The organism is Klebsiella sp. F11, assembly GCF_056712265.1.
The window spans coordinates 51,972-70,601 of the sequence record NZ_CM160060.1; the positions used below are offsets into that span (position 1 = coordinate 51,972).

Annotated in this window: 17 protein-coding genes and 7 pseudogenes; 11 read left to right on the forward strand and 13 right to left on the reverse strand. The window is 55.0% G+C overall.

Annotation, left to right across the window (positions count from 1 at the left end):
* Positions 1-7 precede the first annotated feature (7 nt).
* Together AC1M2H_RS00290 and AC1M2H_RS00295 are read right to left on the reverse strand one after the other, a co-directional pair.
* Positions 8-301, reverse strand: a pseudogene (locus AC1M2H_RS00290) (IS5 family transposase); the annotation flags it as partial.
* A 60-nt stretch (positions 302-361) separates the two neighbouring features.
* A pseudogene (locus tag AC1M2H_RS00295) lies at positions 362-553 on the reverse strand (IS110 family transposase); the annotation flags it as partial.
* 324 nt (positions 554-877) lie between these two features.
* Between AC1M2H_RS00295 and AC1M2H_RS00300 the strand changes: the two are divergent.
* The 5 genes and pseudogenes from AC1M2H_RS00300 to AC1M2H_RS00320 all read left to right on the forward strand — a co-directional run.
* Positions 878-1,624: a hypothetical protein gene (locus AC1M2H_RS00300; protein WP_480149881.1), complete on the forward strand. Its 747-nt coding sequence runs from the start codon at positions 878-880 to the stop codon at positions 1,622-1,624.
* A gap of 95 nt (positions 1,625-1,719) precedes the next feature.
* A complete protein-coding gene (locus AC1M2H_RS00305) occupies positions 1,720-2,001 on the forward strand; it encodes a helix-turn-helix domain-containing protein (protein ID WP_480149882.1) in 282 nt (93 codons plus the stop codon).
* 49 nt (positions 2,002-2,050) lie between these two features.
* Positions 2,051-2,326, forward strand: a complete 276-nt coding sequence (locus AC1M2H_RS00310; protein ID WP_480149883.1) for a transposase — start codon at positions 2,051-2,053, stop codon at positions 2,324-2,326.
* Positions 2,327-2,675: 349 nt separating this feature from the next.
* A protein-coding gene (locus AC1M2H_RS00315; protein WP_480151852.1) for an IS3 family transposase occupies positions 2,676-3,862 on the forward strand; the annotation gives its coding sequence in 2 pieces (ribosomal slippage) (positions 2,676-2,952 and positions 2,952-3,862; 1,188 coding nt in all).
* 9 nt (positions 3,863-3,871) lie between these two features.
* Positions 3,872-4,339, forward strand: a pseudogene (locus AC1M2H_RS00320) (recombinase family protein); the annotation flags it as partial.
* A gap of 66 nt (positions 4,340-4,405) precedes the next feature.
* On the opposite strand, the pseudogene AC1M2H_RS00325 reads toward AC1M2H_RS00320, so the two are convergent.
* A pseudogene (locus tag AC1M2H_RS00325) lies at positions 4,406-4,864 on the reverse strand (LysE family translocator); the annotation flags it as partial.
* Between the two features lie 63 nt (positions 4,865-4,927).
* Here AC1M2H_RS00325 and tnpA point away from each other — a divergent pair.
* The 4 genes from tnpA to AC1M2H_RS00345 are packed head-to-tail and all read left to right on the forward strand — an operon-like array spanning position 4,928 to position 7,541.
* Positions 4,928-5,341, forward strand: a complete 414-nt coding sequence (tnpA, locus tag AC1M2H_RS00330; protein WP_480148419.1) for an IS66-like element accessory protein TnpA — start codon at positions 4,928-4,930, stop codon at positions 5,339-5,341.
* Positions 5,338-5,688, forward strand: coding sequence for an IS66 family insertion sequence element accessory protein TnpB (gene tnpB / locus AC1M2H_RS00335; protein ID WP_191939720.1), 351 nt, complete (start codon positions 5,338-5,340; stop codon positions 5,686-5,688). The genes tnpA and tnpB overlap by 4 nt, the downstream gene beginning before the upstream one ends.
* A gap of 30 nt (positions 5,689-5,718) precedes the next feature.
* Positions 5,719-7,311: an IS66 family transposase gene (gene tnpC, locus AC1M2H_RS00340; RefSeq protein ID WP_480148900.1), complete on the forward strand. Its 1,593-nt coding sequence runs from the start codon at positions 5,719-5,721 to the stop codon at positions 7,309-7,311.
* 50 nt (positions 7,312-7,361) lie between these two features.
* The gene (locus AC1M2H_RS00345; protein ID WP_480149884.1) at positions 7,362-7,541 is read left to right on the forward strand and encodes an MmyB family transcriptional regulator; all 180 of its coding nucleotides are present in this window, start codon (positions 7,362-7,364) and stop codon (positions 7,539-7,541) included.
* A 188-nt stretch (positions 7,542-7,729) separates the two neighbouring features.
* Here AC1M2H_RS00345 and AC1M2H_RS00350 read toward each other — a convergent pair whose 3' ends face one another.
* The 8 genes and pseudogenes from AC1M2H_RS00350 to uhpA form a co-directional block, all read right to left on the reverse strand.
* A complete protein-coding gene (locus tag AC1M2H_RS00350) occupies positions 7,730-8,020 on the reverse strand; it encodes a hypothetical protein (RefSeq protein ID WP_480149885.1) in 291 nt (96 codons plus the stop codon).
* 20 nt (positions 8,021-8,040) lie between these two features.
* Positions 8,041-8,322, reverse strand: a pseudogene (locus AC1M2H_RS00355) (IS1-like element transposase); the annotation flags it as partial.
* A 92-nt stretch (positions 8,323-8,414) separates the two neighbouring features.
* Positions 8,415-9,002: a DUF2913 family protein gene (locus AC1M2H_RS00360; RefSeq protein ID WP_480149886.1), complete on the reverse strand. Its 588-nt coding sequence runs from the start codon at positions 9,000-9,002 to the stop codon at positions 8,415-8,417.
* 16 nt (positions 9,003-9,018) lie between these two features.
* Positions 9,019-9,435: a ProQ/FINO family protein gene (locus AC1M2H_RS00365; protein ID WP_480149887.1), complete on the reverse strand. Its 417-nt coding sequence runs from the start codon at positions 9,433-9,435 to the stop codon at positions 9,019-9,021.
* A gap of 465 nt (positions 9,436-9,900) precedes the next feature.
* Positions 9,901-11,292, reverse strand: coding sequence for a hexose-6-phosphate:phosphate antiporter (gene uhpT / locus AC1M2H_RS00370; protein WP_480149888.1), 1,392 nt, complete (start codon positions 11,290-11,292; stop codon positions 9,901-9,903).
* A 213-nt stretch (positions 11,293-11,505) separates the two neighbouring features.
* Positions 11,506-12,834: an MFS transporter family glucose-6-phosphate receptor UhpC gene (gene uhpC, locus AC1M2H_RS00375; protein WP_480152057.1), complete on the reverse strand. Its 1,329-nt coding sequence runs from the start codon at positions 12,832-12,834 to the stop codon at positions 11,506-11,508.
* A 9-nt stretch (positions 12,835-12,843) separates the two neighbouring features.
* Positions 12,844-14,325 (reverse strand): signal transduction histidine-protein kinase/phosphatase UhpB, encoded by a 1,482-nt coding sequence (uhpB, locus tag AC1M2H_RS00380; RefSeq protein ID WP_480152058.1) that lies wholly within the window; start codon positions 14,323-14,325, stop codon positions 12,844-12,846.
* Positions 14,326-14,342: 17 nt separating this feature from the next.
* Positions 14,343-14,936, reverse strand: a complete 594-nt coding sequence (gene uhpA / locus AC1M2H_RS00385) for a response regulator transcription factor UhpA (RefSeq protein ID WP_480149889.1) — start codon at positions 14,934-14,936, stop codon at positions 14,343-14,345.
* 166 nt (positions 14,937-15,102) lie between these two features.
* On the opposite strand from uhpA, the gene AC1M2H_RS00390 reads away from it, so the two are divergent.
* A protein-coding gene (locus AC1M2H_RS00390) for an IS3 family transposase (protein ID WP_480151852.1) occupies positions 15,103-16,289 on the forward strand; the annotation gives its coding sequence in 2 pieces (ribosomal slippage) (positions 15,103-15,379 and positions 15,379-16,289; 1,188 coding nt in all).
* Positions 16,290-16,474: 185 nt separating this feature from the next.
* Positions 16,475-16,711, forward strand: a pseudogene (locus AC1M2H_RS00395) (IS110 family transposase); the annotation flags it as partial.
* A gap of 264 nt (positions 16,712-16,975) precedes the next feature.
* Here AC1M2H_RS00395 and AC1M2H_RS00400 read toward each other — a convergent pair.
* Both AC1M2H_RS00400 and ulaR read right to left on the reverse strand, forming a co-directional pair.
* Positions 16,976-17,284 (reverse strand): annotated as a pseudogene (locus AC1M2H_RS00400) (transposase zinc-binding domain-containing protein); the annotation flags it as partial.
* Between the two features lie 560 nt (positions 17,285-17,844).
* Entirely contained in the window at positions 17,845-18,600 is a 756-nt protein-coding gene (gene ulaR / locus AC1M2H_RS00405) for an HTH-type transcriptional regulator UlaR (protein WP_480149890.1), read from the reverse strand.
* Positions 18,601-18,630: the final 30 nt, after the last annotated feature.

Sequence of the window (18,630 nt, forward strand, 5' to 3'; positions counted from 1 at the left end):
CCAGATAAGCTGACCAGTCAACAAGGCCATAGGCGTCAAGAGACGATAGTAACTTATTGAAAATAATGTTAATCACTCCTGACTTAGACCAGCGGTTAAAACGGTTGTAAACGGTCTTCCATGAACCATATCGCTCAGGCAAATCGCGCCAGGGTGCGCCTGAACACAGCACCCAGAACATGCCGTTGATGATCATACGATGTTCTGCCCATGGACGTCCGGCCCTTGGTATTGCTGGTTCAGCAGGTAATAGTGGCTGGATGAGAGCCCATGCTTCATCGGGGAGGTCGTAGCGAGCCATAGTTCAATGTGTTGTGTAAACAGACAGTTACTATAGCTCAGGAGATTAAGGGACACAGCCTAGTTTTCCGGCCCAAAAGTGGGCAGAAGCACAGGCTTCCATGCCGATCAAACATGGAGGGATGTTGGCAAAAAAGGAAAGCATTTTTGCTCGTTTGAGTTGCTTGTTGAACAACCGCTTGCCGTGTTCGTCAATTCCGTGGACCTGGAAAACCTCTTTTGCCAAATCGATGCCGATAGTTTTAACGTTCATGATGGCCGCTCCGCTCAAGTAGTGGCGATTTATCGTCCCACTGTGGCACAAGATGTAGGGGGCGACCATTCCATTAACAAAGCCTCGCTTATTGTGCTAGTCTGAAACTGGTAGCTCATTAACTTCATTATTAATGAGCCTATCTCAATAGGCAATAAAAACGGGGCTTAAAATAGTAATTTCTAATGCTCCAGTCAATGTAATCCGGTGATCTGCCCGCAGCCAGAACACCAGTTGGAACGAGTATCTATTACCTACTGGGATAGGCTCTAAGAAAAAATAAAGGTCGGCTAAACAATCAATCTTAACCAAATGGAATTTAACATGGTAAAAATAAGCAAACTTGTCTGGACTGGCTTGGCAGTCAATATCGCATCGATAGCGCTCATTTCACTTTATTTATCTCAGGATGAATTAGTAATAAATTACGAAGAGCCCCTACCCGCTAAGTTTACTTCAATATTTATTATTATATTCTCAATATCAATCGTTATGCAGATTATCAGCCTGTTTCTTTTATCTAAAGCTCCGAAAACAGGCCGTGCGTTCGCTTTCATAACTACTGTCCTCATGCTGCCATGGAGCATGATCTTTTATATTGGATACTTATTCAGCTATGAATGGCGTTACAACCAGGGGCTGACCCCATTTGTCATTGATCTCCACCGACCTCTCGACATCAGACTTGGATTTAATTTAAAAAAATTCACATTATCCGGCATTGCGTGCATAGTCCTCGGTATCGTTATCGGCCTGCTTGGCATCAATACCGCTTGGGTGGTTGTCGCCGCCGGACTAGTGACACTGATCAATGCGTTTCGCTTAGAAAAACGTATTATGATTGGTCTAGCACAAGATAAGCTAATTATCACGCCGGCGGTGTATGCCGATACTTATATCGTCCCGCTTAGCGACGTTACGCTTATAAAGGATAAACCTCAATCGTTTAAATTACAGATAACATCGGCCGGCGTTGACAGAACTATCACCATTACGAAAAGAAAAGATCAACAGGTGGAGTTTGGTAAAATCATAGAGAAGATTGCGACAGGCATCACGGTCGAGCGTTGAATAGTAGCGCCCTTACAGGGCGACCGTCACCGCTTTGCCGTTCCGATGGTATTCACGACCGGCACACAACTTTATATGTACTGTACCCGTGATCATTGAAATTGCTTGATTTCGTCGGTGCTGAGGATCATGCTCAGGCCATGAACGTAAAACTGACCTCCGCACAGATTGCCGCCCTTGAGGCCCAGCACCGGCAGAGTCGTGACCGCCGTGTCTGCGACCGGATACGCTGCGTGCTGCTTTCTGCTCAGGGCTGGTCTCCTGCCATGATTGCGCAGTCTCAGCTTATTCATGAGACCACGGTTCTGCGTCATCTTTCTGATTATCTCAGCGACGGTAAACTCACCTCTGATAACGGCGGTTCGCAGGTGATGTAGTCGAATAAACCGGACACTAAACTTACATCCATAACGGAGATGTTTAGTGATGAAAAAGAGAACATTTACCCCAGAGTTTAAAAAGGAAGCCGTGGCCCTGGTCAGTGAACAGGGTTATACCATCGCCAAAGCCGCAGCGTCGCTGGGGAGCAGCGACAGAACTCTGAGGGGATGGGTTGTTGGCACCCGTCAGCAGAGTGAAAGCGAACTCAATGAGAATGAGCGGGCAGAACTTAAACGCCTGCGCAAAGAAAACAAAGAGTTACGCCTTGAGAAGGACATTTTAAAGAAGGCGAGTGCCTTCTTTGCGAAGCACATGTCGTGAGATACCTGTTTATCCGCGATCTTGCCGGTGAGTTCGGTGTCAGGCGGCTTTTCCGGGTGATGCGGGTCCCTGGTATGCGTGGCAAAAAAGACCTGTTGTCACCTCCCCAGACGATGTCGGTATCCGGGTCAGACTGAAAGCCCTGTTTGCCGCCAGCAGAGAAAGTGCCGGCAGCCGGACTCTGGTTAAAAAGCTTCGTGAAGAAGGTGTCACAGTCAGCCGCTGGCGGGTGATGAAACTCATGCAGGAAGAGGGACTGGAATGCCGTCAGCACCGGGCTTATAAAGTCACGACAAAGCCTCGTGCAGGAGCAGAAGTTGCGCCCAACCTGTTGTGCTGTGGTCGAATAATCAGGACACTAAACTTACATCCAAAATGGAGGTGTTTAGTGAATCAGAAGCGAAAGTTTACGCCAGAATTTAAGAAGGAAACGGTGGCCCTGGTGCTGACGCAAAATTACTCCATTGCGCGTGCCGCAACTTCTTTGGGGATCAGCGCCAAAACATTGCGCAGTTGGGTCGCCGCCGCGCGCCAGCGCCATGAAAGTCCGCTTAGTGAAGATGAACAAGCTGAACTCCGAAGGCTACGTCTAGAAAACAAAGAGTTACGCATTGAGAAGGAAATATTAAAAAAGGCGAGCGCCTTCTTTGCGAAGCACATGTCGTGAGATACCAGTTTATCCTCGATAACGCAGGTAATTACAGGCTACGGACGCTTTGTCGCGTGATGCGCATTAGCCCGTCCGCATGGTATGCCTGGCGAAAAAAGCCGATAGCCTGCCCGTCGAAAGATACCGCAGTCAGGGTGATGCTCAAGGCGTTATTCTCTGCCAGTCGGGAAAGTGCCGGGAGCCGAACGCTGGTTAAAAAGCTCCGTGAAGAAGGCGTCACCATAAGTCGTTGGCGCGTTAGAAAAATCATGAGCGAAGAGGGACTTCTCTGCCGGCAACGCCGCGCCTGGAAGGTCACAACGAAACCGAAGAAAGGGGCTGATTTTGCACCAAATCTGTTGAATCAGAACTTCAATCCTCCCGGACCGGACCAGATATGGGTGAGTGATATTACGTATCTGAAAACGGGTGAAGGCTGGTTGTACCTGGCTGCGATCATGGATTTATATTCCCGCCGGATCGTCGGTTGGCACATTGACAAGAGAATGACATCGTCGCTGGTTTGCCGGGCTCTCATGCAGGCTTACAACCTGCGCAATCCACCGACAGGGCTGGTCGTCCATACCGATCGTGGAGCGCAGTATACCAGCAAGCGCTTCCAAACGCAGTTAACCAGTTACGGACTCAGAAGCAGCATGGGAGATGTTGGCGCCTGCTGGGATAACGCGGTAATGGAGCGTTTTTGGGGCAGTTTGAAACATGAATGGGTGCTGTTGATCCCGCAGCAGACGCGGGCAGGTATGAAACGTGATGTTGCAGACTATATGCGTTATTACAATCTTGACAGAAACCATGCTTCGAATGGGTATTTATCGCCAGTGCGATATGAACAGATGGCTGAGAAAAAAGTGTCCTGTTTAACTTGACCAGATCATGAGGAACACATCAGTGGGTCAGTCGCGGCCAGCGAAAGACCGGGATTTATCAGGCTTCTTGACCGCATGGAAAATGGTGATGTACTGATTGTCACCAAACTTGACCGCCTTGGCCGCAATGCGATGGATATAAGAAAAACCGTCGAACAACTTGCAGTGTCTGACATTCGGGTACATTGCCTGACGCTGGGTGGCGTGGACCTGACCAGTCCGGCAGGGAAAATGACAATGCAGGTGATTTCAGCCGTGGCTGAGTTTGAGCGGGATTTGCTGCTAGAGCGTACGCACTCTGGTATTGCGCGGGCAAAAGCATCCGGAAAGCGGTTTGGACGTCCTTCAGTGCTGAATGAAGAGCAGAAAACCACGGTGATTGCACGGATTAACGCCGGGATCAGTATCAGCGCCATTGCCCGGGAATTTAATACTACCCGGCAAACCATACTCAGAGTAAAGACTGGGCAGTCATGACCCTGAGTTCTCAGCTGTACGGTCTGCTATGTGCCAAGAGCGGGCGTTGTCGATATAGGTGATGTATTACGGGATCAGGCTGTGCAGAGAAAAAGCAATTAGCAACATCCCGCCCGCAATGTTGACGTATCTTTTGAGCATTAATGGGTTGGCTTTTTTTACTGAAAAGATCAGTATTTGGCTTACAGCGTAAAGCCAAACGCTCATGACGACTACATGTACTGATGCCAGTGTCAGATAGTTGCAAACACCTCCCTGTATCCCTGCGAACTGCGAAACGACTGTCAGATAGAAAATGATGGCTTTAGGATTCAAAACATTCGCTATCCAGGCCTCTCTTAAAGTCACCGAATGCTTCGTATCAGCAAACCCTTCTGGGTTTGCCCTTATGCCGTTACGTATGAGCATCGCTCCTAACCAAAGCAGATAGGCGGTTCCGAAAAATTTCAACACAGCAAAAGTTGCTGGAGACGATATGAGCACAGCGGTAATACCAAACCCTAGTAAGCGTAAACCCAGTGCCGTATGTAGCCATTAAACCAGTACTGGTAACTTAGACGCCCACTTGTTACAGACGGACATCTAAGTATGGAATCCCAATACTGGCGAAAAGAACCCCGCAAGAATTATTCGAATGACTTCAAGCTCCGTATGGTTGAACTGGCTTCCCGTCCCGGCGCCTGCGTTGCTCAGATTGCCCGTGAAAACGGCGTTAATGATAACGTCATCTTCAAATGGCTGCGGCTCTGGCAGAATGAAGGCCGCATATCGCGCCGCCTTCCGGCTACCGTAGTGACTTCATCACTACCAACGATACTACCTGTTGAGGTTGTACCTGATCCGACTCCATCTGGCAGGATGAACACTGAGCCAGCTCAGTTCTCAGCGCTGAACGCCTCCTCCTGTTGCGTCGAGTTCCGCCACGGCAAAATGACGCTTGAGAACCCGTCACCGGAGTTGCTGGCCGTGCTGCTCCGCGAGCTGACCGGGAGAAGCCAATGATATCCCTCCCGTCAGGCACCCGTATCTGGCTGGTTGCTGGCGTCACGGATATGCGTAAATCGTTCAATGGACTGGGCGAGCTGGTACAGCATGCACTTGATGAAAATCCGTTCTCCGGGCACCTGTTTATCTTCCGTGGCCGCAAAGGTGACACCGTGAAGATCCTCTGGGCTGATGCTGACGGTCTGTGCCTGTTTACCAAACGGCTGGAGGAAGGCCAGTTCATCTGGCCTGCTGTACGCGAGGGTAAAATCGCCATCACCCGCTCACAACTCGCCATGCTCCTCGATAAGCTGGACTGGCGTCAGCCAAAAACAGCCCGACTTAACTCACTGACAATGTTGTAAAAAGAGCATGACCGCATTATAAATGAGGTCATGAGTCAGGACTATATCGCCCGTATCGCCGCGCTGGAAGACGCGCTTCGCCAGAAAGACAGTCGGCTCAGCCTCGTTGCAGAGACTGAGTCGTTCCTGCGTTCTGCGCTGGCCCGCGCAGAAGAGAAAATAGAGAACGAAGAGCGCGAAATAGAGCATCTGCGGGCACAGATAGAAAAACTACGGCGGATGCTGTTCGGTACCCGCTCCGAAAAACTTCGCCGACAGGTTGAAGACGCCGAAGCCCTGCTGAAACAGCAGGAGCAGCAAAGCGATCGTTACAACGGCCGGGATAACGATCAGCAGGTTCCGCGTCAGCTTCGACAGTCGCGCCATCGCCGTCCTCTGCCTGACCATCTTCCACGCGAAATAAACAGGCTGGAGCCCGCCGAAACCTGCTGTCCGGACTGCGGCAGCGATATGGCATACCTCAGAGAAGTCAGCGCAGAGCAACTGGAGCTGGTCTCCAGCGCTCTGAAAGTGATCCGCACGGTCAGGGTGAAAAAGGCCTGCACCCGATGCGACTGCATCGTTGAAGCGCCTGCGCCATCACGCCCTATCGATCGGGGTATCGCCGGTCCGGGTCTGCTGGCCCGGGTGTTAACGGCCAAATACTGTGAACACCTGCCGCTATATCGCCAGTGCGAAATCTTTGCCCGTCAGGGCGTGGATCTGAGCCGGGCTCTGCTCTCCAACTGGGTGGATGCCTGTTGCCGGTTGATGATCCCGCTGGATGAGGCTCTTTACCGCTACGTGATGGACTGCCGCAAACTGCATACGGATGACACTCCGGTGCCGGTACTGGCACCGGGCAGAAAGAAGACGAAAACCGGGCGCATCTGGACGTACGTTCGCAATGACCGGAACGCGGGGTCGTCAGACCCGCCCGCAGCGTGGTTCGCCTTCTCGCCGGATCGGCAGGGGAAACATCCTCAACAACATCTTCGCCATTACCATGGCGTTCTGCAGGCCGATGCCTTCGCTGGTTACGACAGGTTGTTCAGTGCAGAGCGTGACGGCGGCCCGCTAACAGAAGCAGCCTGCTGGGCCCACGCGCGCCGAAAAATCCACGACGTCTATATAAGTACTCAGACGGTCACAGCAGAGGAAGCCCTGAAACGTATCGGTGAACTGTACGCGGTAGAAGAGGAAATACGCGGCCTCCCGGCAACTGAGCGGCTGGCAGCCAGGCAGTCCCGGAGTAAGCCGCTGCTGGCATCCCTGCATGTGTGGTTGGAGGAGAAAAGCGCAACGCTGTCGAAAAAATCCCGGTTGGGGGAGGCGTTCGCATATGCCCTGAACCAGTGGGATGCGCTGTGCTACTACTGCGATGATGGCCTGGCAGAGCCTGATAACAACGTGGCAGAACGCGCGCTGCGAGCTGTCTGCCTTGGCAAGAAAAATTATATCTTCTTCGGGAGCGATCACGGTGGTGAGCGTGGAGCCCTGCTGTACGGTCTGATCGGTACGTGCAGGCTGAATGGCATCGACCCGGAGGCTTACCTACGCCATATCCTGAGCGTTCTGCCGGAGTGGCCCAGCAACAAAGTGGCTGAACTTCTGCCCTGGAACGTGGATCTCACCAATAAATAGCCGTCAATACGGCACTCGCTGAACGCTTACGACCACAGCACGGCTTACTGATGAAGGAAAGTGAGGAATTTTCTGCGTGGTGGCCTCTGCAGGATGTCTTGCAGCAGCCATCGACAGTAAAGCGCATTCAGCACCCTTCTGAGGGTTTGATCGAATTTGAATATCTGAATCTTGATGTCAGCCAGTCACCGGGTATGCGGTTTATAGTCTGTACGCCACGCACATTATAATTTCAGAATGAAATTATTTTAATGCCGGGGAATGTTCGTTTTTCGCTCATAGCTGCCCGTCATGTCAGCTCAAAAAACAGGCTTAACGTAGGATAGATTCCGTTTTCCAAGCGGCCCCCTACCTTGACGGACTTCTAGCCTGTACCTGCCGGGACAGGGCGTATCCTTCCGCGTCTTAATGCATGAATTCAGTAAAAGGTTTTACGTCCGGTGAAATTACCCACCCAGCCTGCAGGATTGGTAAAAATTCGAATCGCTGTGAAATTCGGATATTCACCACAGTCAAACCAGTGCCTGGTACTGGCCGGGACCCGCAGTAAATCACCCGCTCCACAGGTCAGCCGGTACACCTTGTCTTCCTGCGGAACGAAAAATGTACCACTACCACTGACGAAAAAACGCACTTCATCCTCTGTGTGCGTATGTTCCTGCAAAAATTTTTCACGCAGGGACTGCCTGTCAGGGGAATCAGGTTTCATACGTATCACATCTGCCGTTGTGTAACCTTCCTGTTGCTTAAGCCGCTCAATATCCGAGTGCGGATGACGGTGTTAATGCCGATTTTTAGCGTTCTTGCCGTATCCCGGACACCGGCACCGTTGAAGGCCATTTCGGTAATTTTCTCTTTGACACCCGGCTTACGGGCTTCATAGGTATAGGTGAGTAAAAACACGCGGTGGCAGTCACGACAGCGAAATCTGTCACGGCCTTTAGGGTTCTGACCATGGCGATAAACCTGAGCAGACTGACAACGGGGACAATGAACGTTAACGCTGGCCATGAGAAAACCTCAAAAGCGGGCATTATACATCATTCAACTAATTAGAGTCATTACCTCAGGTCGTGACGCAGAGTGACGTGTTTGTCGTCTGTTTACCGCCCGGCGGTCAGCCGGTACTGCCGGGGCAGGGCGTCACCTTCCGCATCTGCCTGCCAGCCGCAGGAGGCCAGCAGGGTCATCAGGCCTTCAGCACGCCCGGTGATGCGCGCCGTCAGGGGACTTACCTGTCCCCCGTTCTCATCAAACGCCGCATCCAGATTCGTGTGCAGCAGATACACCCCGTTCACCGCATCACTCAGGGGTACCGCATGGCGCCCCGACCACTCCCGGTCGCTCAGCACGCGGTACTGCCAGCCCGCCTCTTTTGACATTTCCACTGCATACGTCAGGCGGAACAGGTCACTCTGCACCTTCAGGTCGCCGCTGCAGGCGCGCCAGAAGTAATCCAGCTTTCCGGAAAGATTTGCCCTCACGCCATACAGACGCCCCTGCTTCAGCAGCCACTCGATGTCCGGAGTGACCTCCCGGGGAAAGCGCCGCTGCTTCAGGGCGGTGGCCAGCCAGCGGGTGAGGAACAGGTTTTCCTGTGCCGCAGAGGTCACGGAGCCCTCCCGGCGGGCCATCCCCAGAGCAATGAGGGCGCACCATGCCAGATGTCCGGTTTTCTGAGTCTGTGTCACGGCACCCGATATCCTGTCATTTAGCGTCCTGCGGGGGGACGCGCTTCTTCGAAGCGAATCGGGCGCGGATGGCGGCGATTTTCTGCCGGGCATGATGTTCGTCGGACGCGGTGACGACCCCGGCGGGCTCACCGCTGAGGTCCGTACGCGGAGTGCCGGCAATGACGGTGCGCAGGTATTCCATGCGGCTGACCAGAAAGCGGATAGCCTTCAGCCACTCATCCTCAGTGAGTCCGCCCTGCGGGTGAAGCGCAATCCACACCCTGACGTCCGCTGAAATCCCGGCCTTCACCGGGCGGAACTGCCCGACCCCGGCCTCCGGCCAGAGGTGCGGAAAGACCGCCACCACCTTATTCACGGTAGCCCATGAGCGGGCAGTGCGGCGCTGTTTTTTGCTGAGCGCGGGTTTCGCAGGGGGGACTGACTCAGGCATGGTGTCTCCGTTCAGGGGCCTGTCACTCCCGGTATTTTAACATATCCTGATGATATCACGCACAATTCTGTCCTTTTTTTCATGCGCTTCAGCGCATAAAAGGCGGCATGACGAAGGAAAACAGGGCGCAGAAGTGAGGCCGCCACAGCCCGGCGTCAGCCGGTACGGGCCTGAAAGGTTTCACCGTTCATCCGCGTCAGCGGCCCGTGAGGGGGTAGTGACCGGGTAGCTGCGATAACTGCCAACTTTCCTTCCCTCACCTTCACGCACAAACGAACGTTTATGCAACTATACCCATTAAACTTCAAGATGCATGATGTCATCTTGTGAGTCCGTCATAACAACGGCACTCTGTGGCAACACAACATGCATCTTGAAGTATCGTGAGTATAAATGCCCCTCTTGCACAGCAGGCATAAAAAAGCCCGGCGGGAAGGCCGGGCAAGGTTACCAATACCTGATGCCTCAGGCGGTCTGCAAACTTTGTTTCTTCTTCTCGCGGCGAATTTTACGTTCTTCAAATACCGCCACGATGGCCATCAGGCAGATACAGCCGATTGCCGCCGCGTCCAGCGCCGCGAAGGTGCCCGCCCAGCCGGTGAGGCCGAAGACCGGCGTGCCGTCGGCAATCATCCCGAGGCCCAGCTTGGCGAAGCTGTCGCCGATCAGATAGGCGAAGGTGCCTTTAATGCCGTCAGCGGCGCCGATGGCTTTTTTCGGCACAAAGCCGACGGCCGCGACGCCAATCAGCAGCTGCGGGCCAAAGACTAAAAAGCCGAGGGCAAACAGCGATGCCAGATAGACATACTGATTGCTGGCATGCTGGTAAACGCCGAGCGTCGCAATGATCAGCGCCAGCGCGACGCAGGCAACCAGCGCCCGGCGGCCGTTGGCCAGATCCGACAGCCAGCCCCACATCAGGGTGCCGACCAGCGCGCCGACTTCAAACAGGGTAAAGCCCTGAATCGCCACCTCTTTTGACAGCTTCAGCTCCTGGAAAGCGTAAACGGTTGACCACTGGTCGATGCCGATGCGCACCACGTAGAGGAAAATATTGGAGAAGCACAGCAGCCAGATGACTTTGTTTTTCAGCACGTACTCAACGAAGATCTGCCACTTGGTCATCGCGCTATCTTCGGTCTCTTTATCTTCTTCGCTGATCTCTTCCCCGAACAGCTCTTCGGCGTTGCCGAGGCCGTAGGATTCAGGGGAGTCGCTACCAAAACGCAGACCGATAAAGCCGACGATCAGCGCGATAATCGACGGGAAGATAAACATTCCGATAACGTGGCCGTCGAACAGGTAGTTGGCGCCAAACAGCGCTACCCCTGCCGCGCCCGCGCCGCCGAGGTTGTGGGAGATATTCCACATCCCGAGGTACGATCCGCGCTTGCGTCGCGGCGTCCATTTGGTAATCGTCGAGTAGCTGCACGAGCCGCCGGTGCTCTGGAAGAAGCCGCTCAGCGCGTAGAAGGCGATCATCAGGAACAGGCTGGTCGACCCGGCGCCCATGCTGGCGCTGAAGCCGAGCATGCAGATGGCGGAGAGGATCAGCATAAACGGCAGGAACTGCTTGGTGTTTTTGCCGTCGGCGTAGTAGGAGACCAGCGTTTTACCCACGCCGTAGGTGATCGAGAAGCCCAGGCCAATCATCCCCAGCTGGGTCATGCTCAACCCGTAGGTTGAAATCATGTCGTTCTGGGCGATGTTAAAGTTCTTGCGGATCAGATACATGGTCAGGTAGCCGATAAAGACTACCAGATAGGACTGCATGAACGGTTTAAACCACATCTTGCGCCGCACGTCGAGCGGCAGATCCAGGGTCGGTTTACGTACCTGGTTTAAAAAGGCCAGCATAGGACACTCCCGGTTTTCCCTTGATGCCTCAAGCCTCAGGTACGTTGGCGATGCTCGCCTGCCGCCTTCCTGCAACATGAACTATTTTGGGAAAATGATTTTGAATGACCGCTATTGTAAAAACTGGCCGTGCGGCTGGCCTGAGACAGCGTCCAGGTGAAACCGGGAAAATTTCTTAGTTTTGCCGCACTCGGGGTAAAAAGGAGAGCCAGGTCACGCTTCGCTGGCGGTTCTCGGCGCCTGGGCATTTAAAAATGGCAGCAGCAGCAGCGCCGAAATACCGGCGGCGATGGTGATCACCACAAAAAAGCCGCTCCAGTGCCAGACGTCCATCACCTGGGCCAGCGGCCAGCCGGAGAGCGAGGCGCCCAGATAGGCAAACAGCCCGACAAAGCCGGTTGCCGCCCCCGCCGCGTCCCGGTGCGAGCACTCCGCCGCCGCCATGCCGATCAGCATCTGTGGGCCGAAGACGAAGAAACCGGTGGTAAAGAAGCAGGCGGCCTGCATCACGTAGCTGGCAAACGGCATCAGCCACAGGCCGCCCACCGAGAGCATTATTCCGGCGGCAAAAATCAGGTTCATCGGTCCGCGGTTGCCGTTGAACAGCTTGTCCGACCCCCAGCCCGCCACCAGCGCGCCGATAAACCCGCCCAGCTCAAACATGGTCACCGCCGAGTTGGCGGTCACCAGATTGACCCCCAGGGTCTCCGACATGTAGAGATTGCCCCAGTCGTTAATCGCCGCCCGCACCACGTAAACCAGCACGTAGCACAGCGACAGCAGCCAGATATAGGGGTTCGTTAATACGTATCTGTAGAGGATCTCCCGGCGCGTCAGGCCCTGCCCCTCCTGCTGCTGGGCGATCTCCAGCTCGTCGTGACGCCAGTCGCCTACCGCGGGCAGCCCCACCGCCTGCGGCCGGTCGCGCAGCCGCCAGCAGAGAAACAGCCCGGCGAGGATCGCCAGCATGCCGGCAATCATCATCCCGGCGCGCCAGCCGTAGTGCAGCGCCGCGGCGCCGATAACTATCGGGATCAGCGCGCCGCCGACGTTATGGGCCGTGTTCCACAGCGCCCACCAGCCGCCGCGCTCGGTACGGGAGTACCAGGCGGTCAGCAACCGGGCGCACACCGGCGAGCCCCAGCCCTGGAAGAAGGCGTTCAGCGCCCACAGCAGCGCGAAGGCCCACAGCGAGGTGGAGAAGCCGAACAGGATATTGACCACCCCGGTCGCAATCAGGCCGAGACCCATAAAGTAGCGGGCGTTGGAGCGGTCGCTGACGATGCCGGATAAAAATTTAGACAGCCCGTAGGTGATGTAAAACAGCGTCGCCAGCAGGCCGATATCGCTGCGGGTCAGCACGCCGCCGGCGAGAATCTCCGGCACCGCGGCGTTAAAGCTTTTGCGCGTGAAGTAGAACAGCGCGTAGCCCAGCCAGATGGTTAGCAGAATATGGCGCCGCCAGTAGCGATAGCGCTCGTCCAGGGCCTGCTTATCTGCTATCGGCGCGGCGTCGGGCGGGGATTTCATAAAGGTAAACATCATCGCTCCTCAGGCGTAGCGCAGCGGCAGGCTGACGCAAACCCGCGTGCCGTGGGTGCAGGAAATGGTTAGGGTTCCGCCCAGCGCCGTCACGCGCTCGCGCATGCCGATCAGGCCAAAGCCCTGCGGTGCGGTGCCCGGCGGCAGGCCGCTGCCGTCATCCTCAAGCACCAGCATCAGCCGCTCGTCCTGCTGCCAGCCCTGCAGCGTGACCGCGCTGGCGCTGGCGTGCTTGACGATATTGTTCAGCCCTTCCTGGCAGACGCGATACAGGGTGACGCGCTGGCTTTCGCTCAGCGTGGATTCATCGATGCGCCAGTCGAGGTGGCTGACCATACCGCGATCTTCAAGCTCCATTTCGCGCATCAGCGAGCGTACCGCCTGTTCGAGGGTCAGATCGTCCAGCTGCCGTGGGCGCAGGCGCCCCAACAGGCGGCGCACCGAGTCATAGACGCCCAGAGAGAGCTGCTCAATCAGCTGGCTGCTCTGCCTGACGCCGCCGTTCTCCGGCGCCAGCCGCTGCACAATGCCGGCCTGGGTGCGGATGGCGGTGATGGTCTGGCCGATATCGTCATGCAGCTCGCGCGCCACGTCGCGGCGCACGCTCTCTTCGGTTTCCAGCAGCCGCTCCGCCAGCCGCCGGTTGCGCGCCAGCTCGCTTTGCAGCGACTGGTTCAGCTCGCGCAGGCGCTGAATGCCGGCCCCCAGCAGCAGGCCGGTCAGGCTTTGCGCCAACAGGGAGAGCAGTAAATCCACCGGATGGTCGTGCCAGGTCTGGCTGGCGATGAGGGCGATCGCGTTCATCAGGGCGGCAATCAGCGCCCCCTGCCAGCCGTAGTGCCAGGCGAGGGCGATAATCGGCAGCGCCAGGCAAAAAGGCGTAAAGCGCGAGAGCTCGGCGGGCAGCCCCAGCTGCAGCCACAGGCTGACCATAAACAGCAGCAGATACCAGATCAGGTGCCGCCCGCGCCAGTTCACCGGCTGCGAAACCAGCGCCGGCCCCAGCGGGCGCCAGACGGTGCTGGTGAGGTAGTGCCAAATGACCAGGCAGGTTGGCGCCAGCGTCAGGCCGCCGGTGAGGGTCAGCAGCAGGGCGTTAAGGCCATCGCTTCCTTCGCCCAGCCACGGCAGCGATTGCAGCAGCGCGGCGGCGATCAGCGCCCCGCCCTGGCGCAGCAGGGTCAGCCAGTCGCGCTGCTGGCGATAGCGCGAAATCAGCGCCACCGGCAGCAGGGTCAACAGGCTGCCGATCGTCAATATTATCGGATGGGCCAGCGCCACTTCCTGCGCCAGCCAGAAGATCAGCAGCCATTCCGCCCCCAGCAGCACCGGCCAGTAGCCGCGCGGGCACTGCAGCATCAGGCCAAGGCGCAGGCCGAAGGGAAACAGCAGCACTGCGAGATCCGCGCGGTCCACCACGTGCAGGCTGATGCTCCACAGGCAGAACCACGCGGCGGAGAAGATAAAGAAGCAGTCGGCGACCGAGAACAGCCGCGAAAACAGCGCCTTCACTGCCAGCTATCGAACATGCGCCGCGCCAGCTCGACGTCGTTGCTGACGCCGAGCTTTTCCAGCAGGTTGGTGCGATGAACGTGGACGGTTTTTGGCGATAGCCCAAGCTCGGCGGCAATCTCTTTCACCGCCATGCCCTGGGCCAGCTTTTCCGCCACCTGCCGTTCGCGCCTGGTGAGCGGGTCCTGGCGACCGGCCGCCAGCTTCATGGCGATATCCGGTGTCAGGTAGCAGCCGCCGGTCGCCACCGTGCGGACGGCGGCAATCAGCTCGTCCGGGCTGCAGCGTTTGGAGAGAAAGCCGCGGGCGCCGGCGTTCAGCGCCTGTTCCACCAGCGCCGGGCTGTCGTGGACCGAAAGCATAACGGTCGCGATACCTTTGGGCAGTTGGCTGAGCAGCTCAAGGCCCGAGATATCCGGCATCGAAATATCGCAAATGCAGACCTGCACGCCGCGGCCCGGCAGGCCCGCCAGCGCCTCGCGGCCGGAGCCAAACTCCGCCACCACCTGGAAATCGGCTTCCAGCGCCAGCAGCTGCGCAAAACCGGAGCGGACGATGAGATGATCGTCAATAAGGGCAATGGAGGTCATGGCGTTTCCCGGCGGATAAAAAAACGCGCTTACCTTAGCGATAAGCGCGCTGCTGTTCAAGCCTTGAGCACTATTATCCTTATCAGCCGTCGATGCCGGTGGTCACGCTGAAGGTCCGGGTCTGCTGCGGAGCCAGCGAGATCAGGCTGCCTGCTGTGGTCGAATAATCAGGACACTAAACTTACATCCAAAATGGAGGTGTTTAGTGAATCAGAAGCGAAAGTTTACGCCAGAATTTAAGAAGGAAACGGTGGCCCTGGTGCTGACGCAAAATTACTCCATTGCGCGTGCCGCAACTTCTTTGGGGATCAGCGCCAAAACATTGCGCAGTTGGGTCGCCGCCGCGCGCCAGCGCCATGAAAGTCCGCTTAGTGAAGATGAACAAGCTGAACTCCGAAGGCTACGTCTAGAAAACAAAGAGTTACGCATTGAGAAGGAAATATTAAAAAAGGCGAGCGCCTTCTTTGCGAAGCACATGTCGTGAGATACCAGTTTATCCTCGATAACGCAGGTAATTACAGGCTACGGACGCTTTGTCGCGTGATGCGCATTAGCCCGTCCGCATGGTATGCCTGGCGAAAAAAGCCGATAGCCTGCCCGTCGAAAGATACCGCAGTCAGGGTGATGCTCAAGGCGTTATTCTCTGCCAGTCGGGAAAGTGCCGGGAGCCGAACGCTGGTTAAAAAGCTCCGTGAAGAAGGCGTCACCATAAGTCGTTGGCGCGTTAGAAAAATCATGAGCGAAGAGGGACTTCTCTGCCGGCAACGCCGTGCCTGGAAGGTCACAACGAAACCGAAGAAAGGGGCTGATTTTGCACCAAATCTGTTGAATCAGAACTTCAATCCTCCCGGACCGGACCAGATATGGGTGAGTGATATTACGTATCTGAAAACGGGTGAAGGCTGGTTGTACCTGGCTGCGATCATGGATTTATATTCCCGCCGGATCGTCGGTTGGCACATTGACAAGAGAATGACATCGTCGCTGGTTTGCCGGGCTCTCATGCAGGCTTACAACCTGCGCAATCCACCGACAGGGCTGGTCGTCCATACCGATCGTGGAGCGCAGTATACCAGCAAGCGCTTCCAAACGCAGTTAACCAGTTACGGACTCAGAAGCAGCATGGGAGATGTTGGCGCCTGCTGGGATAACGCGGTAATGGAGCGTTTTTGGGGCAGTTTGAAACATGAATGGGTGCTGTTGATCCCGCAGCAGACGCGGGCAGGTATGAAACGTGATGTTGCAGACTATATGCGTTATTACAATCTTGACAGAAACCATGCTTCGAATGGGTATTTATCGCCAGTGCGATATGAACAGATGGCTGAGAAAAAAGTGTCCTGTTTAACTTGACCAGATCAGTTCTACTGATTGGAGGCATTACCAACGTGGGCATACCACATCAATCTTTGCCATCAGAAATCCAAAAAGCAAAGCATACTACAACACTAAATTTGAGTCATGACCGCCGAATTTACACCACGTCCTAAGACTCTACCCTCATTCATCGAGAAATACATGTTCTACTAATTGGAGGCATCACCGGAATTAGCAAGCGGGGGGATACTTATTTACGGACATTATTAATTCATGGGGCAAGGGCTGCGGCACTGTGCTCTAAAGATCCCGGGTCATGGATAACAGAAATGAAAAAACGGCGTCCGGCAGCAGTTGTTACTGTCGCGATGGCAAATAAACTTGCACGTACGATTTGGGCTATAGCCGCCCATGGGCAGGTATATGATAAAACTCACATTAGTATTAGGCCCTGTTGATTACCAGTTCGGATGAATAAATAGCAGTTGAAGGATGAATGTTAAAAGGTTGCTGTGGCAGTCGACGCGATGACAATGACAGGTAAGACCGGGACCCGTTAAACCTGGACATCACTTTGAGCCTGAAGCTCGCAAGGTGAATTAGGTACGGGTTGGCGGATCTCATAGTGGCCCGCAGCGCTGGCTGCAATAAGGCCGGATATAGAGCTGCAACCTACCGTCAACGTCAAAACCATGAATGCCTTGCAAACGGGATGCGTTCATATAGGTGATGTGCTGCCAGTCGCAGTCGGGAAGAATGTGGGTCTGCTGTGCAATCCACTGTTCCGTGGCTTTAAATCCGCAGGAGCTGCAGGCTCTTGAGCCACAGCTCTGGCAGAAGAAACGGGAGTGAGAGCAGTCCGGAGAAGAACAACAGTAACGGCGGACGCCCATGGCGGTGGTGCCGCAGGCGAGCATGCGTTCAACGGAGAGCCGGGTCCACGGGCTGACGGTATCACCGAATTTTTCGAGGAACTTGTTCCAGCCGTCATCAATGGAGAAAAGCAGCTTTGCGGGGCGGGGGATATACATGGTGCAGAGTATAAAACGGGGCAGCGGTCATGAACATCCCCGAAGCTGCGCAGCAGCGCCGCTCACGCCAAAGGCGTGCTATGTTCTCAGGAGCCCCGATAAAAATCATCGGGGACGCAACCGAATATCAGTATGACGAAATCCGTCACGCTGTCCGATCACAAAAACTCCGATCAGCGAAAGTCATTGAGTGGATATCTATTCCGAATATGCCGTTTTGCCTAGGTCAGAACAGTTTCTCCGGACGAAACAGGGAAGGGGCGTAGGGGCGGAGCTGTACAGAATCACCTGAATGTTCAGACTGGCGCGGAGAGAGTGAAAGACCTCAAAGTCAACTTTTGCACACGCATTAAATGATAATAATTACCATTTACATTTGTATTGATCTGTTCCCCGTTGATTAATTCACCGCTGCTCTTGCTCAAACCTGACGAGTCCATAGAAAGGAACTTTTTTAGTAAGTTAGGTCGGAATAAGTCCATATGCTAATTGGGGTTTGACGGTCAATGATGTAAAAAACCACGTTAAGAAGATAATTCTTTGTCTGCGAGAGGGGTTATTTAAACGCGGATAATCAGCAAACCCAGTTCTTCAAGCTGCTTGAGGATAGTTTCATCGGCCTGTTTCCCGGTAATCACCAGGTCTATTTCCTCTGCCTGGCTGAACAGCATCCCGGCGCGTTCACCAACTTTGGTGCTATCTACCAGCACCGCGAGCTTACCGACGACATTAAGCATTTTTTGCTCCGCCATCGCCGTCAGCATATCGGTTTTATACAGACCTTCGGCGGTCAATCCTTTGCCGCTGGTGAACATCCAGTGCCCGGCGTAAAGGCTGTTTTCGCTGCCCTGTGGGCTTAGGGTGATAGAGTGGCTGCGGTTATACTGCCCACCCATAATGATGACGCTGTCGTGTTCCTGCTCGATCAGATAGTTGGCCAGCGGTAAATAGTTGGTGATGATCTGTACCGGTTTACCGCACAATTCTTGCCCAAGCAGGAATGCTGTAGAGCCGCAGTTTATGACGATGCTTTCGCCTGGGTTCACCAGTTGCGAAGCCGCACGCGCAATCCGCATTTTCTCATCGTGGTTTTGCGCCTGGTGAATATTCATTGGCGACCAGCGCGGGCGCTGCTCGCTGATGGCTTCCGCACCGTTGCGGACCTTTTTCAACTTGCTGCTTTCATCGAGTTTGTTGATATCGCGTCGTGCCGTCGCCGGAGAAATTCCCAGCCGTGAAATCACCTGCTCCACGGTGACAAACCCCGTTTGTGCCAGCATATCCAGTAAAACTTGATGTCTTTGCGCTTCCGTCATGAGCAAATCCGATTAAAAGTGATAAGCAAA

Excerpts from the sequence above, each read along its gene's own strand:
- AC1M2H_RS00300 (WP_480149881.1), top strand. The coding sequence starts at position 878 with ATGGTAAAAATAAGCAAACTTGTCTGGACTGGCTTGGCAGTCAATATC.
- AC1M2H_RS00310 (WP_480149883.1), top strand. The coding sequence starts at position 2,051 with ATGAAAAAGAGAACATTTACCCCAGAGTTTAAAAAGGAAGCCGTGGCC.
- tnpA (WP_480148419.1), top strand. The coding sequence starts at position 4,928 with ATGGAATCCCAATACTGGCGAAAAGAACCCCGCAAGAATTATTCGAAT.
- tnpB (WP_191939720.1), top strand. The coding sequence starts at position 5,338 with ATGATATCCCTCCCGTCAGGCACCCGTATCTGGCTGGTTGCTGGCGTC.
- tnpC (WP_480148900.1), top strand. The coding sequence starts at position 5,719 with ATGAGTCAGGACTATATCGCCCGTATCGCCGCGCTGGAAGACGCGCTT.
- AC1M2H_RS00345 (WP_480149884.1), top strand. The coding sequence starts at position 7,362 with ATGAAGGAAAGTGAGGAATTTTCTGCGTGGTGGCCTCTGCAGGATGTC.
- AC1M2H_RS00350 (WP_480149885.1), bottom strand. The coding sequence starts at position 8,020 with ATGAAACCTGATTCCCCTGACAGGCAGTCCCTGCGTGAAAAATTTTTG.
- AC1M2H_RS00365 (WP_480149887.1), bottom strand. The coding sequence starts at position 9,435 with ATGCCTGAGTCAGTCCCCCCTGCGAAACCCGCGCTCAGCAAAAAACAG.
- uhpT (WP_480149888.1), bottom strand. The coding sequence starts at position 11,292 with ATGCTGGCCTTTTTAAACCAGGTACGTAAACCGACCCTGGATCTGCCG.
- uhpC (WP_480152057.1), bottom strand. The coding sequence starts at position 12,834 with ATGTTTACCTTTATGAAATCCCCGCCCGACGCCGCGCCGATAGCAGAT.
- uhpA (WP_480149889.1), bottom strand. The coding sequence starts at position 14,936 with ATGACCTCCATTGCCCTTATTGACGATCATCTCATCGTCCGCTCCGGT.
- ulaR (WP_480149890.1), bottom strand. The coding sequence starts at position 18,600 with ATGACGGAAGCGCAAAGACATCAAGTTTTACTGGATATGCTGGCACAA.